This window comes from Hydrogenophaga sp. RWCD_12, from assembly GCF_046604225.1.
Lineage (GTDB): Bacteria > Pseudomonadota > Gammaproteobacteria > Burkholderiales > Burkholderiaceae_C > Hydrogenophaga.
The window spans coordinates 197,571-212,605 of sequence record NZ_JBKIXC010000001.1 but is presented as its reverse complement, the minus strand read 5'-3'; the positions used below and the strand labels follow the sequence as shown (position 1 = coordinate 212,605).

The window sequence follows — 15,035 nt, the reverse complement described above, 5'->3', positions numbered from 1 at the left end:
CGTCCCAAAGAGTAGGATCGTGCGCTGACATGAGCGCCCGATTCACCGACCTGCACGACCGGGACAATGCGTCCCGGGTGCCTGACCAAGGCTGGTTGCCGCATGGACGGCCGGCCTGGCAGCGCTACGGCGCAGCCATTGTGCTGACCGTGCTGGCGATCTGGATCCGCATCGCCCTGGCACCGGCCGATTCGGGCGGCCGCTTTGTCACCGCTTCGCTGGCGGTTGTCCTGTCGGCGCTGTTCGGCGGCGTGGGCCCTGGCATCCTGAGCACGGCTCTCGGCACGGTGCTGGTCAATTTTTTCCTCGTCGCTCCCTACGGCACGCTGGCGATCGACAACCCCTCCGAGGCTTTCTGGCTCAACGCATGGCACCTGCTGACGCAGGCGGTGGTGATAGGCACGATCGGGATCATGCAGCGCCAGAACCGGCACATGCAAGACGTGATCCGCGAGGCGCAGCTCAATCAGCAGCGTTTCCTCGACACCTTCGAACACGCCGCCTCGGGCATCAGCCACGTCGACATCAACGGTCACCTGCTGCGCACCAACCAGACCTTCTGCGACATGATCGGCTACAGCAAGGAAGAGCTGGAGACGCTGCGCTTCCAGGACATCACCCACCCGGACGATCTCGCCCCCGATCTGGCCCTGCTGCAGGAAGCCCTGGCCGGTCGTCGCTCGGCCTACACCCTGGTCAAGCGCTATTTCCACAAGGACGGCCACACCGTCTGGGCCCAGCTGACCGTGGCCCTGGTGCGCAAGGCCCACGGCCAGCCGGACTATTTCATCTCCGTGGCACAGGACATCAGCGCGCAGAAGTCGGCCGAAGAAGCGTTGCGCACAAGCAAGAACCTGCTCGACCAGGCCCAGAAGCTGGCCCGGATGGGGGCCTGGCAAGCCGACATGGAGACCAGCCGCATCTCGGCCCTGCCGGGCAGCAGCACGTTCCTGAGCTTTCCGCGCGGCGACTATGCGATCAGCGAGGTGCTGCAACACATCCACCCGAGCGACCAGCCCAGGGTGCAGAAGCAATGGGCCAGGGCGGTCAAGGGCGAGGTGCCGTACGAGATCGAATACCGGGTTCTGCTCGAGGGCAAGGAGTACTGGCACTCGGTCAAGGCAGAGTTCGAACGCGACGACAAGGGCAATGCGGTGCGTGCCCTGGGCGTCACGCTGGACATCACGGACCGCAAGCGCATCGAGCTTGAATTCCAGCGGCTCAATGCCTCGCTGGAGCAGCGCATCCAGGACCGCACGCGTGCCCTGCGCGATGCCTACGACGAACTGGAAAGCTACTCCTACGCCGTGGCGCACGACCTGCGCTCACCGCTGCGCATCATCAACGGCTTCGCGCAGGCCCTCAAGGAAGACCAGCCCGACCTGGGCACCGCCGCACACGACCACCTCTCGCGCATCATGGCCGCGAGCAAGAAGATGGGGGAGCTGATCGACGGCCTGCTCAAGCTGTCGCAGTACGGACGGGGTGAGGTGCAGCGGGTGCCCTTGAGCATCAGCGGCATCGCGCAGCACCAGCTCGACGAGCTCACGACCGCAGACCCCTTGCGCCACGTCGACTGGTCGGTCGAACCGGACATCGAGGTGCTGGCCGACCCGCCGCTGATCGAAGCCCTGATGCAGAACCTGCTGCACAACGCCTGGAAATACACCTCGGCCGCGCCGCGCGCGCAGATCCGGGTCTTCACCGAGCTGCGCGACGGTGCGAGGTTCATCTGCGTCAGCGACAACGGCGCCGGCTTCGACATGGGTCGCGCCGACAAGCTTTTCCAGCCGTTCCAGCGTCTGCACCAGCCCAACGAGTTCGCCGGTCTGGGCATCGGTCTGGCAACCGCCCGCCTCATCGTGCAGCGCCACGGTGGCGTGCTGGAAGCCCACAGCGCCCCCGGTCAGGGCGCCACCTTCAGCTTCACCCTGCCCAGTTGACCCAACCGAAGTGGGCCGACAGCAGGATCAGTGCTCCGAAGGCGATCCGGTACCAGGCAAACGGTGTGAAGCTGTGGCTGGCCACATAACGCAGCAGCCAGCGGATGCAGACCCAGGCGCTGAGGAATGAGAACAGCAGGCCGACCGCAAACATCGGCGCATCGGCCGCCGACAGCAGTGCCCGCGCCTTGTAGGTGTCGTAGGCCCCGGCACCGATCAGGATCGGGATGCCCAGGAAAAAGCTGAACTCGGTCGCCACCGGCCGAGACAGGCCAAACAGCATGCCGCCGATGATGGTCGAGCCCGAGCGGCTGGTGCCGGGAATCAGGCCGCAGCACTGCGCCAGCCCGACCTTGAGCGCATCGATGGGCGTGAGGTCGTCGATGGCCTGCACGCGCGCCGCCGACTGCGGCCGCTTCTCGGCCCACAGGATCACGAAGGCGCCGACGATGAACGCCATCGCGACCGAGGTCGGGTTGAACAGGTGCGCCTTGATGGCCTTGGAAAACAGCAGACCCAGCACCACCGCCGGCACACAGCCGATCACGACATTGAGCGCGAATCGCTGCGCCTGCCGCTGGCTGGGCAGGTCAACGATGGTCTGGCGGATGCGTTGCCAGTAGACGATGATGACCGCGAGGATCGCACCGGTCTGGATCGCGATCTCGAACACCTTGGCGCGTTCGTCGTGAAAACCCAGCAACGAGCCGGCCAGGATCAGGTGGCCGGTCGATGACACGGGAAGGAACTCGGTCAGTCCTTCCACCACGCCCATCAGGGCGGTCTTGATCAGAAAAATCAGGTCCATGTTCGCTTGGTCTTATTGAATCAGGTCCAGCTGGATGCGCAGCCCGCCGGGCACCACACGGATCGCACCGGGCCGGTATCCGCGACCGGCCAGCGACTCCAGGTCTTCTTTCCGGAAGCGGTGCACCACCGCTTCCTTCATCAGGTCTTCGCTCAGCAGGCCGCCCACCTTCCTCACCTGCGCCGCCTGGGCAGCGTTCAGCCCCTCGACATCCAGTCGCTCGATGCGCGCCTGCGTGAGGCGCAGCGTGGTGTCCGACGGTTCGAAGCGCAGGCTGTAGCTCATCTCCAGCCGGCCCCGGATGTCGGCCATGCCGGGCAGCGCCACTTCGATGCGGTAGGCCACATCGTTGCCGAGCCGGTTTTCTTCCGGCCGCAGACGCAGCCGCGGCTGGTCCAGCGTGACCTCGAACAGGCCGAGGTACCGCTGCTTGACCGGCAGCTGGGCGGACATGCGCGCCAGCAGCTGGCTCTCGCTGATGTCGATCTGGCGCGGGCCGGTGGGCAGCCCGCCGCAACCGGCCAGGGCAAGCGCCATCAGGGCGCCAAAAGCGAGCCGGCGGCGCAACGGGGTCGTCAGATGCATGGGAAATGGTCCTTTTCAGGTCCGACAAGGGTGGCTGTCGCAGGGGCAGCCGGACGGGCGATTGTAGGAAGACCCGCGTTTCGCTCCCGTCAGGAAACGTTTCGCGCACCGATCCGGCCATTCCGTCCCGCGGCCGTGGCGCCGGCGCAGCCCCGTCGGCACAGTGCGTTCCATCGACCCACCCACCGGAGACCACCATGCTGTTCCAACTGCTCACCGACCACCCCGAAGCCGCCCTCACCATCGTTCAGAAGACCCCATCCTGGGTCTGGGGGCTGCTGGCCGCCCTGGTGCTGCTGGGGGTGTCGCAACTGCGCACCCGGCGCCTGACCTGGCGCCGCGCCGTCGCCCCGGCCATCGGCCTGGCGCTGTTTTCGCTCGTGAACCTGGCCCGGGACCTGTCGTCCACGCCCTGGCTGGCCCCCGGCCTGCTGGTCTGGCTGGCCGCCTTCGCGGTGCTGATGCTGCTGGGCACCCGCTCCGGTCCCCGCCCCGGCACCCGCTACGACGCGTCTGCCGACCGATTCGTGGTGCCTGGCAGTGTGGTGCCGCTGCTCACCATCCTGGCGATCTTCTTCCTGAAGTACGGCATCGGCGTGGAACTCGCGATGCAGCCCACCCTGCGCCTAGAACCCGCCTTCGCCCTGGGGATGTGCGCCGGCTACGGCGCCCTCACCGGCTACTTCGCCGCCCGCCCCTTCTCGCTGTGGCAACTGGCCGCCCGCCAGCCCGCCACCCCGGCCTGCGCCTGAACCGCTTTCCCTGTCGTCACCCTCAATACCCTCTTTCCCCTTTTCCAGGAGCCCACCATGAACACCACCCACACCACCGACCTCTCCCGCGACCTCGACCGCCAGGCCCGCCGCACCGTCAAGACCCGCCTGGGCTGGCTGACCCACGCCGCCGTCTACCTTGCCGTCATCGGCGGCCTGAGCCTGCTGGCCTACACCAACGGCCGCCACCTGCCGGTGGGCGCCGCGCTGGGCTGGGGACTGGCACTCGCCATCCACGGTCTGCGCGTGCTGGTGACCGGCAGCGGGCTGCGCGAACGCATGGTGCAGGCCGAACGCCAGCGTCTGCAGGGTCAGCAAGGCCCGCACTCCGCCTGACCCAACGGCTCCACCGGACACGCCCATGCACAAGCACCTCACCCGCCTCGCCACCGGCCTGGCCCTGCTGACCGCGCTGTCGGCCCAGGCCCAGGTCGGGCTGGCCACCCTGCCCGTCCAGGGCCGCCCGCTGACCCTGGTCTATCCCACCGCCAGCACCGCACGCGCGGTCGAATTCGGCCCCTTCCGTCTGGACGTCGCACCCGATGCGCCGCTGTCGCCCGGCCAGCACCGCCTGATCGTGATGTCGCACGGCACCGGTGGATCGGCCACCGCCGACCACGCGCTGGCCGCCGCGCTGGCCCGCGCCGGTTTCGTCGTCGCCCAGGTCGAACATGAGGGCGACAACTTCCGTGACCACCGGCTCTCCGGCCCCGACTCGTTCCGCCGGCGCCCCGCCGAGGCGGTTCAGGCCATTGACGCGCTGGCCGCCGACCCGAAGTGGTCGAAGCAGCTCGACCTCTCCCGCGTCGGCGTGCACGGCATGTCGGCCGGCGGCGTGACGGCGCTGTCGCTGGCGGGTGGGCAGTGGAGCATGCTGGCGCTGGTCCGTCACTGCGGCGCGCATCTCGACGAGGACCCCGGCTTCTGCCTGCAGGGCGCGGTCACACCCGAACAGAAGGCCGAGCGCGCGAAGCGCTTCGAAGCGGCCAAGGGCGTGCCCGACGCTTACTTGCCGGCCGACCTGCGCGCCCTGCAAGGCGGCCGCACGCCCACCACCGACCAGCCCGAACCGCGGCCGGATCCGCGCATCGCAGCGGTCACGCTGGCCGTGCCGGTCGCGGCGATCTTCACGCCCGAGAGCCTGGCGCGCATCCGCGTGCCGGTCGGTATCGTGGCAACGCAGAATGACCGTGTGCTGCTGCCCCGGTTTCACAGTGGCCAGGTGCTGGCGAACTGCAGCACTTGCCGCCTGCTGACCGAACTGCCGGGTGCAGGCCACTTCGACCTGTTGCGCCCCTGGCCCGAGGCGGTGGCACGCGAGGTCGCGGCCGGGCAGGTGCGCGGCGGCGATGTCACGCCGGGTCTCGATCCGGCGCTCCTGACGCAGGCGCATGACAGAATCGTCGCGTTCCACCGCCAGCACCTGATGACCCAACCATGAAACGCCTGATCGCCAACCGCCTGTTCGGCTGGCTCCCCGCTGGCGTGCGCGAGCGCACCCTGCGCCGCCTGGTGGTGGTCTGGACCGTGGCGCTGGCGATCGGTCTCATCCTCTGGGGTTCGGGTGCGCGCACGCATCCGCTGGACATCGCCCTAGTCTACAGCTACGCAATCAGCACGGCGATCTGGTTTCTCAGCGATCCGGTGCGCATCGCCCTGCGCGGCTGGCTGGGCGTTGCGCCGCCCCATTACTGGAAGCCCTCGCTGCGCATGCTGGCGTACATGGTGGTCAGCAGCACGGTCGGCTACGCACTGGGCACCGCCGTCGGCGACGCCTACGCAGGCCGCTCGACCTGGGACATGGTCCACCAGTCGCCGCTGCGCCTGCTGGGCTTCTGGGTGTCCGGGCTGGTGATCTCGGGTTTCTTCGTGCTGGGCTTCTACCAGCGCGCCAAGGCCGACGACCTGCACCGCCAGGCCACCGAAGCGCGGCTGAAGCTGCTGGAGAGCCAGCTCGAACCGCACATGCTGTTCAACACGCTCGCCAATCTGCGCGCGCTGATCGCCATCGACCCGCCGCGCGCCATCCAGATGCTGGACCGGCTCAACGACTACCTGCGCGCCACGCTGCGCGCCTCGCGCAGCGACACCGCCGCCGGCACGCACACGCTGGCCGATGAATTCGCACGACTGAACGACTACCTCGAACTGATGGCGGTGCGCATGGGAACGCGGCTGGCCTTCGATTTCACGCTGCCCGATGACCTGCAGGCCTTTCCGCTGCCGCCGCTGCTGCTGCAGCCGCTGGTCGAGAACGCGATCCGCCACGGGCTGGAGCCGCGCGTCGAAGGCGGCCACATCAGCGTCGGTGCGCGCCGCGACGGCGACCTGCTGATCCTGGAAGTCGCCGACACCGGCGTCGGCATGGACACGACGGCCACCCCGGCGCCACGCCGCGACGGCGGCTTTGGCCTGTCGCAGGTGCGTGAGCGCATGGACAGCCTGCCAGGCGGCCCGGGCCGTGTGGACGTCGACAGCCGCCCCGGCGCGGGCACCACCATCCGCCTCGCGCTGCCGCTGAACCACGCCGAACCCGCATGAACGCCACCGCCCTGATCGCCGAAGACGAACCGCTGCTGGCTGCCGCGCTGCAGGCCGAACTGGCGCGCGCCTGGCCCGCACTGCGCATCGTCGCCACCGCCGGCCACGGCGCAGCCGCCGTCGACAAGGCACTGACCCTGCGCCCTGACGTGGTGTTCATGGACATCCGGATGCCTGGCATGAGCGGCCTCGAAGCCGCGGCCGAGCTGGCCGACGAATGGCCCACCGACGGTGCCCCGTTTCCCGCGCTGGTGTTCGTGACCGCCTACGACCAGTACGCCGTGCAGGCCTTCGAGGCACAGGCGGTCGACTACCTGCTCAAGCCGGTGCAGGCCGAGCGCCTGGCGCGCACCGTGCAGCGGGTGCAGTCGCTGCTGGCGCAACGCACGACGGCGACATCGCCTTCACCGGCCGTCGATGCGCCGCTGGATGCGACGCTGGAGAAGCTGCGCGCGCTGCTCGCTCCGTCGGGTGCTGCCGCGGTCGAGCCGCTGCGTGTGATCCAGGCCGGTGTCGGCCAGCAGATCCGCCTGGTGCCGGTCGACGAGGTGCTGTGTTTCGAGGCCGCCGACAAGTACGTGCGGGTGCTGACCGGCGAGGCCGACCTGCTGATCCGCACCCCGCTCAAGGACCTGCTGCCGCAGCTGGACGCCAGCGTGTTCTGGCAGGTGCACCGAGGCACCGTGGTGCGCGCCACCGCGATCCGCAGCGTGCACCGCGACGAGGCCGGCAAGCTCAGCCTGGAAGTGCGCGGGCTGAAAGAGCGCGTGCCGGTCAGCCGGCTGTACGCAGGCCGTTTCAAGGCGATGTAAGCGCATCCCGAGACAGGTAGCCTGGTTCCAGGTCAGCCGCGCAGCGGCGCAGGGGGGAGTCTCAAAAACTCCCGGTGAATTGATACCGCGAAGCCGGGTGCCACATCGCTGCCACCGACGCCACCCGCCCCATCGACCGCGTCTGCCGCCGCAGCACCAGACAGGGCTCGTTCGCCGGCATCGCCAGCATCTCGCCGATGCCCGCCGGCGGCAGGCAGGCCTCGATCGCAAAGCTCACGCCCTGCAGCGGCGCGACCCGCATCAGGTAGGCGTTGGGGGTCTGTGAGGTGAAGTCTTGCGCCAGGTAGTCCGGCGCGACCTCGGGGTTCACATGCCGGTCCTCGACCTGGATCGGCTGGCCATTCTCGAAGTGCACCACCACCGAATGGAACAGCGTTGCTTCGGGCTTCAGGCCAAAGGCCCGCCCCAGCACCTCGCCCGCCTTCACGCGCTCCAGCTTGTGCAGCTCGCTGCGGTGCTGGTGGCCGCGCGCGGCGATTTCCTCGGCGATGTTGCGGATCGCGACCAGCGTCGACTGGTACTTCTGCTGTGCCACATAGGTGCCCGAGCCCTGCACCCGTTCGACGATCTGTTCGTCGCTCAGTTCGCGGATCGCGCGGTTAACCGTCATGCGCGAAACGCCGAATTCGCGCGCCAGCGCTTCCTCGCCCGGGATCGCGTCGCCCTCTTTCCACTGCCCGTTCTGGATGCGCTCCAGCACGTGCTGCTTGACGCGCTGGTAGGCCGGTGGGGTCGGGGTGTTGCTCATCGCCGCAGGGTTATTGACTTGACAGCTCAGTTTACTTCGGCACAATTTGTATATACATTTAGCCAACCGATGGCTTGACTTGTCCGGACAGAAGGAGACACCCATGAGCACCAACACCGATCCCCGCCTCGACCCGACCCGGGTGATCCGCGCCCCGCGCGGCAGCACGTTGACCTGCAAGAACTGGATCGCCGAAGCGGCCTACCGCATGCTGCAGAACAACCTCGACACCGAGGTGGCCGAGAACCCGCAGCACCTGGTGGTCTACGGCGGCATCGGCCGCGCCGCGCGCGACTGGGCCTGCTTCGACCAGATCCTGGCCTCGCTCAAGGACCTGAACGACGACGAGACCCTGCTGGTGCAGTCGGGCAAGCCGGTCGGCGTATTCAAGACCCACAGCAACGCCCCGCGCGTATTGCTGGCCAATTCCAATCTCGTGCCCAAGTGGGCCAACTGGGAACACTTCAACGAGCTCGACCGCAAGGGTCTGTTCATGTACGGCCAGATGACCGCCGGCAGCTGGATCTACATCGGCAGCCAGGGCATCGTGCAGGGCACCTTCGAGACCTTCGTCGAGGCCGGCAAGCAGCACTACGGCAACGACCTCTCGGGCCGCTGGATCCTCACCTCCGGTCTCGGCGGCATGGGCGGTGCGCAGCCGCTGGCCGCCACTCTGGCCGGCGCCTGCTCGCTCAACATCGAATGCCAACAGAGCAGCATCGACTTCCGCCTGCGCACGCGCTATGTCGACAAGCAGGCGCGCGACATCGACCACGCGCTCGAACTGATCCGGGAACACACGGCCAGGCACGAAGCCGTCTCCATCGCCCTGCTGGGCAACGCCGCCGAAGTGCTGCCCGAGCTGGTCAAGCGCGCGAAGGCCGGCGGCATCCGCCCCGACATCGTCACCGACCAGACCTCGGCCCACGACCTGATCAACGGCTACCTGCCGGTGGGCTGGACGGTGGCGCAGTGGAAGGCCGCTCAGAAAGATCCGGCGCAGCACGCCGCGCTCCAGGACGCCGCCGCCAAAAGCTGTGCGGTGCACGTGCAGGCCATGCTGGATTTCCACGCCATGGGCATCCCCACGGTCGACTACGGCAACAACATCCGCCAGGTCGCGTTTGATCAAGGCGTGGGCAACGCCTTCGACTTTCCCGGTTTCGTGCCCGCCTACATCCGCCCCATGTTCTGCGAGGGCAAAGGCCCGTTCCGCTGGGTCGCACTTTCGGGCGATCCGGAAGACATCTACAAGACCGACGCCAAGATCAAGGAACTGTTCCCGAACAACCACCACACGCACCGCTGGCTGGACATGGCGCGCGAGCGTATCGCCTTCCAGGGCCTGCCCGCGCGCATCTGCTGGCTGGGCCTGGGTGAGCGACACGTGGCTGGTCTGGCCTTCAACGAGATGGTCAGGAACGGCGAACTCAAGGCCCCGATCGTGATCGGCCGCGACCACCTGGACACCGGCTCGGTCGCCAGCCCCAACCGCGAGACCGAAGCGATGAAAGATGGCACCGACGCCGTCTCCGACTGGCCGCTGCTCAACGCCCTGCTCAACACCGCGGGCGGTGCGAGCTGGGTCAGCCTGCACCACGGTGGCGGCGTGGGCATGGGCTACTCGCAGCACTCGGGCATGGTGATCGTGGCCGACGGCACCGACGCCGCGGCCGAGCGGCTGGCGCGCGTGCTGGTCAACGACTGCGGCTCGGGCGTGATGCGCCACGCAGATGCGGGCTACGAACTGGCGATTGCGACCGCGAAAAAGCAGGGCTTGAAGCTGCCCATGATCGGATGACACTTCCCACCATGAAACACACCCTCACCCTCCACCCTGGCCAGATGACCCTGGCCGACCTGCGCACCGTCTGGCAGCAGCCGGTGACCGTCGCGCTGACGGACGACGCGCGCGCCGCCATCGACGCCTCGGCCGCCGCGATCCACGCCATCGTTGCCAAGGGCGATGCCGCCTATGGCATCAACACCGGGTTCGGCAAGCTGGCCAAGACCCGCATCCCCGACGCGCAGCTGGAGCAGCTGCAGCGCAACCTGATCCTCTCGCACTCGGTCGGCACCGGTGAACCGATGAGCGACGCCACTGTGCGGCTGGTGATGCTGATGAAGGCGGCCAGCCTGTCGCGCGGCTACTCGGGCGTGCGCCCTGTGGTGATCGACACGCTGCTGGCGCTGCTGAACGCCGGAGTGATGCCCGTGGTCCCGGTCAAGGGCTCGGTCGGTGCCTCGGGCGACCTCGCGCCGCTGTCGCACATGACACTCGCGTTGATGGGCGTAGGCCCGGTGCGCGTGAACGGAGAGATGCGCCTGGCCGCCGAAGCGCTGAAGGCCGCCGGCATCGCGCCGCTGACGCTCGCGGCCAAGGAAGGGCTGGCCCTGATCAACGGCACCCAGGTCTCGACCGCGCTCGCTTTGCACGGCCTGTTCATGGCCGAGCGCCTGCTCGAAGCCGGCACCGTCATTGGCGCGCTTTGCGTCGACGCCGCCAAGGGCAGCGACGCGCCCTTCGATCCGCGCATCCACGCCGTGCGCGGCCAGCCCGGCCAGATCGCGCAGGCCAGCGTCACCCGCGCCCTGCTGGCGGACAGCCAGATCCGCCTCTCGCACATGGAGGGCGACGAACGCGTGCAGGACCCGTACAGCCTGCGCTGCCAGCCGCAGGTGATGGGCGCCTGCCGCGACCTGATCGCCAACGCCGCGCGCACGCTGCTGATCGAAGCCAACGCCGTCACCGACAACCCGCTGGTGTTCACCGACACCAACGAGGTGCTCTCGGGCGGCAACTTCCACGCGGAGCCGGTCGCCTTCGCCGCCGACACGCTGGCGCTGGCCATCAGCGAGATCGGCGCCATCTCCGAACGCCGCATCGCCTTGCTGATCGACAGCACGCTCTCGGGCCTGCCGCCCTTCCTGGTGAACAACCCGGGCCTCAACAGCGGCTTCATGATCGCCCACGTCACCGCCGCCGCGCTGGCATCGGAGAACAAGTCGCACGCCCACCCGGCCAGCGTCGACAGCCTGCCCACCAGCGCCAACCAGGAAGACCACGTGAGCATGGCGACCTACGCCGGCCGCCGCCTGGCCGAGATGGCCGACAACACCGCCACCATCCTCGGCATCGAGTGGCTGGCCGCGGCGCAGGGCGTGGACTTCCACCGCCCGCTGGCGACCAGCCCGCGCCTGACCAAGGCCCACGGTGCATTGCGCGCACAGGTCCCGTTCTATGGCGAAGACCGGCTGTTCGCCCCCGACATCGAAGCGGCACGGCGCCTGGTGCTGGACGGCACCGCAGGCGAAGGCCAGCAGGACCTGCTCGCAGCACTCTGGGCCTGAACCCATGGCCACGCGCACGCTCTGGCACCACGCACGGCTGGCGACGCTGGCCGATGGCGCCGCCGACGGCTGGGGCCTGATCGACGACGGTGCGCTGCTGACCGAGGGCGACGCCATCGTCTGGGCCGGCCCGCTGCGCGAACGGCCGGTGGCGGCCGACGGCGCGCGCGAGGTCGACCTGGGCGGCCTGCTGGTGACCCCGGGCCTCGTCGACTGCCACACCCATCTCGTCTACGGCGGCCACCGCGCCGCCGAGGCCGAGATGCGGCTGAACGGTGCGAGCTACGAAGCCATTGCCCGCGCGGGCGGCGGCATCCGCTCCACCGTCGCGGCCACGCGCGCCGCCAGCGAGGGCGAGCTGTTCACCCAGGCGGCCCGGCGCGCACAGGCGTTGATGGACGAGGGCGTGACGACGCTGGAAATCAAGTCGGGCTACGGTCTGTCGCTGGAGACCGAGGCGCGCTGCCTGCGCGTGGCGCGGCAGATCGGCAGCGACCGCCGCGTCGGCGTGCGCACCACCTTCCTCGGCGCCCACGCCCTGCCCCCGGAGTTCGAAGGCCGGCCCGACGACTACATCGATGCGGTCTGCGGCTGGTTGCCTCAACTGCATGCTCAAGGCCTGGTCGACGCCGTCGACGCCTTCTGCGAAACCATCGGCTTCACGCCTGCCCAGACGCGTCGCGTGTTCGAGGCCGCGCGGGCGCTGGGGCTGCCGGTCAAGCTGCACGCCGAGCAGCTCTCCGACCAGGGCGGCGCCGCGCTGGCGGCCTCGTTCGGTGCCCTGTCCTGCGACCACCTCGAACACCTGAGCGCCGACGGCATCGCCGCGATGAAAGCAGCCGGCACGGTCGCGGTGCTGTTGCCGGGCGCGTTCTACATGCTGCGCGAAACCAAGCTGCCGCCGATGGCGGCGCTGCGCGAAGCCGGCGTGCCGATGGCGGTCTCGACCGACCACAACCCCGGCACGGCGCCCGGCCTGTCGTTGCTGCTGGCGGCCCACATGGCCTGCACCTTCTTTCGCCTCACGCCACTCGAAGCGGTGCGCGGCATCACGGTCCACGCCGCGCAGGCGCTCGGTCTGCGCGACCGCGGACAACTCGCCGCCGGCCAATGCGCCGACTTCGTCGCCTGGGACCTCGACCACCCGAACGAGCTGACCTACTGGTTCGGCCACAACCCCTGCCGCCGCGTCGTGGCGGCGGGACAGGAGCGAGCATGAACACCCCCTCCAACGCCCCCTTCATCTGGCAGGGCCGCGTGGACGCCGAAGAAAGCGGCGACAGCACGCGCTGGCACCAGCGCGTCTCGCCCTTCGAAGCCAGCTCGCGCGACGGCGTGGCGCTGATCGGCTTCGCGGTCGACGAAGGCGTGCGCCGCAACGGCGGAAGGCCCGGCGCGGCGCAAGGCCCGCGGGCCCTGCGCGCCGCACTGGCGAACATGCCGGTGCTCGGTGAACCTGCGCTGTGGGATGCGGGCGATGTGGAATGCGCGGGTGACACGACCGACGACGCGCTCGAAGCTGCGCAGGAAGCGCTGGCGCAACGCGTCGCCGCGGTGATGGCGCAGGGCTGCCGGCCGCTGGTGCTCGGCGGCGGCCACGAGGTTGCCTGGGGCACGTTCCAGGGCCTGATGCTCGCCCGGCCGGATCTGAAAAAGCCGCTCATCGTCAACCTCGACGCGCACTTCGATCTGCGCCAGGCCGCTCGCGGCAACTCGGGCACGCCGTTTCGCCAGATCGCCCAGTGGTGCGCGGCACAGGGGCGCCCGTTCGACTACCACGTGCTGGGCATCAGCCGCTTCGCCAACACGCGCGCGCTGTTCGACCGCGCGGAGGAACTCGGCGTCCGCTACCGGCTGGATGAAGACCTGCAGAGTCCGGCGCAGATGGCCGAGGCCCAGGCATCGCTCGCCCAGGCGCTGCAGACCTGCGATGGTGTGTACCTGACGGTGTGCCTGGATGTGTTGCCGGTGCCGATCGCGCCCGGCGTTTCCGCGCCGTCGACGCTGGGCCTGCCACTGGCCCAGGTCGAAACCTTCATCGATCAGGTGCTGGCGTCGGGACGCCTGGTCGCCAGCGACATTGCGGAGCTCAACCCCGCGATGGACCCGGCCGGCGTGACCGCCCGGGTCGCCGCCCGCATCGCGGCCCGCATGGCCCGCGGGTAGTGGGCGGTCAGCGAGCCGGCACCGGGCCGCCCCAAGGCGGATCAGCCCCCTCGGGGGGCAGCGACCCGCGCAGCGGCGGAGCGTGGGGGTCTTTAACGCCGGTGATCACCGCGACGATCGTCGTCCCAGTCGCGGTCGTGCCGGTGCCCATGGCGATGGCCGCGCCAGTAACCATGCCCCCGGTCATCGTCCCAGTAAGCAGGGCCACCGATCACCACCGGACGGGGCGCGTACACGACCGGCGGGCCGTAGACCACCTGCGGTGCGTACACCACGGGCGGCCGCTGCACATACACCGGAGCGGGGCGGACCACCACCGGACGCGGGTCGTAGTAGTAGCCGGGCGGCGATGCCACCACGACCGGAGCGTTGGAGGCACCGATCGCGACGCCGGGGCCATTCACGCCCACCGACCAGTAGACATCGCTGCGTGCGTGGGCGCTGCTGGCGGCCACCGTCAGTGCCCAGGCGCCGGCCACCAGACCCAGCGCGGCGAGGGCACGAAGCCCGGGAGAAGTGCCGGGCAGGCGGTGAGTCAGGGTATTCATCGTGAGGTTCTCCATGTCAATGGCGCTGAAATAGCTCCCATGGACGAATTACAGGCCGATTGCCGGTAACCTGCACCCCACGCACCGTCAATGTCGTAGCCATTCGTAACAGCAGCCCCATCGTTTACCCGCATGACCTCTGATCCGCAAGACATCCTCGACTTCTGGTTCGGCGACGGCCTGGCCCTGGGATGGCCATCCGACGACCGCAGCGGGCTGTGGTTCCGTGGCGGCCCGGCGCTCGACGCCGAGATCCGGGAACGCTTCGGTCCGCTGGTGGAGCAGGCGCTGGACGGGGGCCTGACCGCCTGGGAAGCCACGCCCACCTCGCGGCTGGCGCTGGTGATCCTGCTCGACCAGTTCACCCGCAACGCACACCGCGGGCAGGCGCGCGCCTTCGCCGGCGATGGCCGGGCGCAGCGGCTGGTGCTGCAGAGCCTGGCGCTGGAGCAGGACGCCGAGCTGCCCGTGGTCGGCCGGGTGTTCTTCTACATGCCGCTGATGCACGCCGAGAGCCCGGCGCTGCAGGACGAATGCGTGATCAAGTTCGAAGCCCTGTGGCGGCAGAGCCCGCCCGCGCTGCAGGGGCGCCTGGACGGCAACCTGAAGGCTGCCCGCGAACATGCCGACATCGTGGCGCGCTTCGGCCGGTTCCCGCACCGCAACGCCGTGCTGGGCCGCACCAGCACCGCCGAAGAAGAAGCCTTCCTGCAAAACGGCCCGCGCTTCGGGCAGTAAC

General features: G+C 69.1%; 15 protein-coding genes. 11 read left to right on the top strand and 4 right to left on the bottom strand.

The features are described 5' to 3' along the window. The first annotated feature begins 29 nt into the window (after positions 1-29). Complete coding sequence (locus ACLIJ1_RS01060) at positions 30-1,943, top strand: PAS domain S-box protein (RefSeq protein WP_411363625.1); 1,914 nt, start codon at positions 30-32, stop codon at positions 1,941-1,943. Here the strand turns inward: ACLIJ1_RS01060 and ACLIJ1_RS01055 are convergent. Next, positions 1,927-2,751 (bottom strand): undecaprenyl-diphosphate phosphatase, encoded by an 825-nt coding sequence (locus ACLIJ1_RS01055; RefSeq protein ID WP_411363624.1) that lies wholly within the window; start codon positions 2,749-2,751, stop codon positions 1,927-1,929. The two genes, ACLIJ1_RS01060 and ACLIJ1_RS01055, sit on opposite strands and share 17 nt — an antisense overlap. 12 nt (positions 2,752-2,763) lie before the next feature. Further along, positions 2,764-3,336 (bottom strand): hypothetical protein, encoded by a 573-nt coding sequence (locus tag ACLIJ1_RS01050; protein ID WP_411363623.1) that lies wholly within the window; start codon positions 3,334-3,336, stop codon positions 2,764-2,766. A gap of 197 nt (positions 3,337-3,533) precedes the next feature. Between ACLIJ1_RS01050 and ACLIJ1_RS01045 the strand changes: the two genes are divergently transcribed. Genes ACLIJ1_RS01045 through ACLIJ1_RS01025 form a run of 5 tightly spaced genes read left to right on the top strand, consistent with a single transcriptional unit; the run spans position 3,534 to position 7,462 of the window. Beyond that, a complete protein-coding gene (locus ACLIJ1_RS01045; protein ID WP_411363622.1) occupies positions 3,534-4,088 on the top strand; it encodes a DUF6622 family protein in 555 nt (184 codons plus the stop codon). Positions 4,089-4,145: 57 nt separating this feature from the next. After that, positions 4,146-4,445, top strand: a complete 300-nt coding sequence (locus ACLIJ1_RS01040; protein ID WP_411363621.1) for a 2TM domain-containing protein — start codon at positions 4,146-4,148, stop codon at positions 4,443-4,445. A gap of 25 nt (positions 4,446-4,470) precedes the next feature. Next, entirely contained in the window at positions 4,471-5,550 is a 1,080-nt protein-coding gene (locus ACLIJ1_RS01035; protein WP_411363620.1) for an alpha/beta hydrolase family protein, read from the top strand. Further along, entirely contained in the window at positions 5,547-6,650 is a 1,104-nt protein-coding gene (locus ACLIJ1_RS01030) for a sensor histidine kinase (RefSeq protein WP_411363619.1), read from the top strand. Before ACLIJ1_RS01035 ends, ACLIJ1_RS01030 begins: the two co-directional genes overlap by 4 nt. Further along, a complete protein-coding gene (locus ACLIJ1_RS01025) occupies positions 6,647-7,462 on the top strand; it encodes a LytR/AlgR family response regulator transcription factor (RefSeq protein ID WP_411363618.1) in 816 nt (271 codons plus the stop codon). Before ACLIJ1_RS01030 ends, ACLIJ1_RS01025 begins: the two co-directional genes overlap by 4 nt. A gap of 61 nt (positions 7,463-7,523) precedes the next feature. Here the strand turns inward: ACLIJ1_RS01025 and hutC are convergent, their stop codons facing one another. After that, positions 7,524-8,231 carry a histidine utilization repressor gene (gene hutC, locus ACLIJ1_RS01020; RefSeq protein WP_411363617.1) on the bottom strand — a complete coding sequence of 236 codons (708 nt, stop codon included), beginning with the start codon at positions 8,229-8,231 and terminating at the stop codon, positions 7,524-7,526. Between the two features lie 103 nt (positions 8,232-8,334). Here hutC and hutU point away from each other — a divergent pair, with 103 nt between their 5' ends. Genes hutU through hutG form a run of 4 tightly spaced genes read left to right on the top strand, consistent with a single transcriptional unit; the run spans position 8,335 to position 13,748 of the window. Then, positions 8,335-10,032, top strand: a complete 1,698-nt coding sequence (hutU, locus tag ACLIJ1_RS01015; RefSeq protein ID WP_411363616.1) for a urocanate hydratase — start codon at positions 8,335-8,337, stop codon at positions 10,030-10,032. A gap of 11 nt (positions 10,033-10,043) precedes the next feature. Next, positions 10,044-11,582, top strand: coding sequence for a histidine ammonia-lyase (gene hutH / locus ACLIJ1_RS01010; protein WP_411363615.1), 1,539 nt, complete (start codon positions 10,044-10,046; stop codon positions 11,580-11,582). 4 nt (positions 11,583-11,586) lie between these two features. After that, positions 11,587-12,801: an imidazolonepropionase gene (hutI, locus tag ACLIJ1_RS01005; protein WP_411363614.1), complete on the top strand. Its 1,215-nt coding sequence runs from the start codon at positions 11,587-11,589 to the stop codon at positions 12,799-12,801. Further along, complete coding sequence (gene hutG / locus ACLIJ1_RS01000; protein WP_411363613.1) at positions 12,798-13,748, top strand: formimidoylglutamase; 951 nt, start codon at positions 12,798-12,800, stop codon at positions 13,746-13,748. Before hutI ends, hutG begins: the two co-directional genes overlap by 4 nt. A gap of 92 nt (positions 13,749-13,840) precedes the next feature. Here the strand turns inward: hutG and ACLIJ1_RS00995 are convergent, their stop codons facing one another. Next, positions 13,841-14,296, bottom strand: a complete 456-nt coding sequence (locus ACLIJ1_RS00995) for a hypothetical protein (protein ID WP_411363612.1) — start codon at positions 14,294-14,296, stop codon at positions 13,841-13,843. Positions 14,297-14,428: 132 nt separating this feature from the next. Here ACLIJ1_RS00995 and ACLIJ1_RS00990 point away from each other — a divergent pair, with 132 nt between their 5' ends. Further along, the gene (locus tag ACLIJ1_RS00990) at positions 14,429-15,034 is read left to right on the top strand and encodes a DUF924 family protein (RefSeq protein WP_411363611.1); all 606 of its coding nucleotides are present in this window, start codon (positions 14,429-14,431) and stop codon (positions 15,032-15,034) included. Position 15,035: the final 1 nt, after the last annotated feature.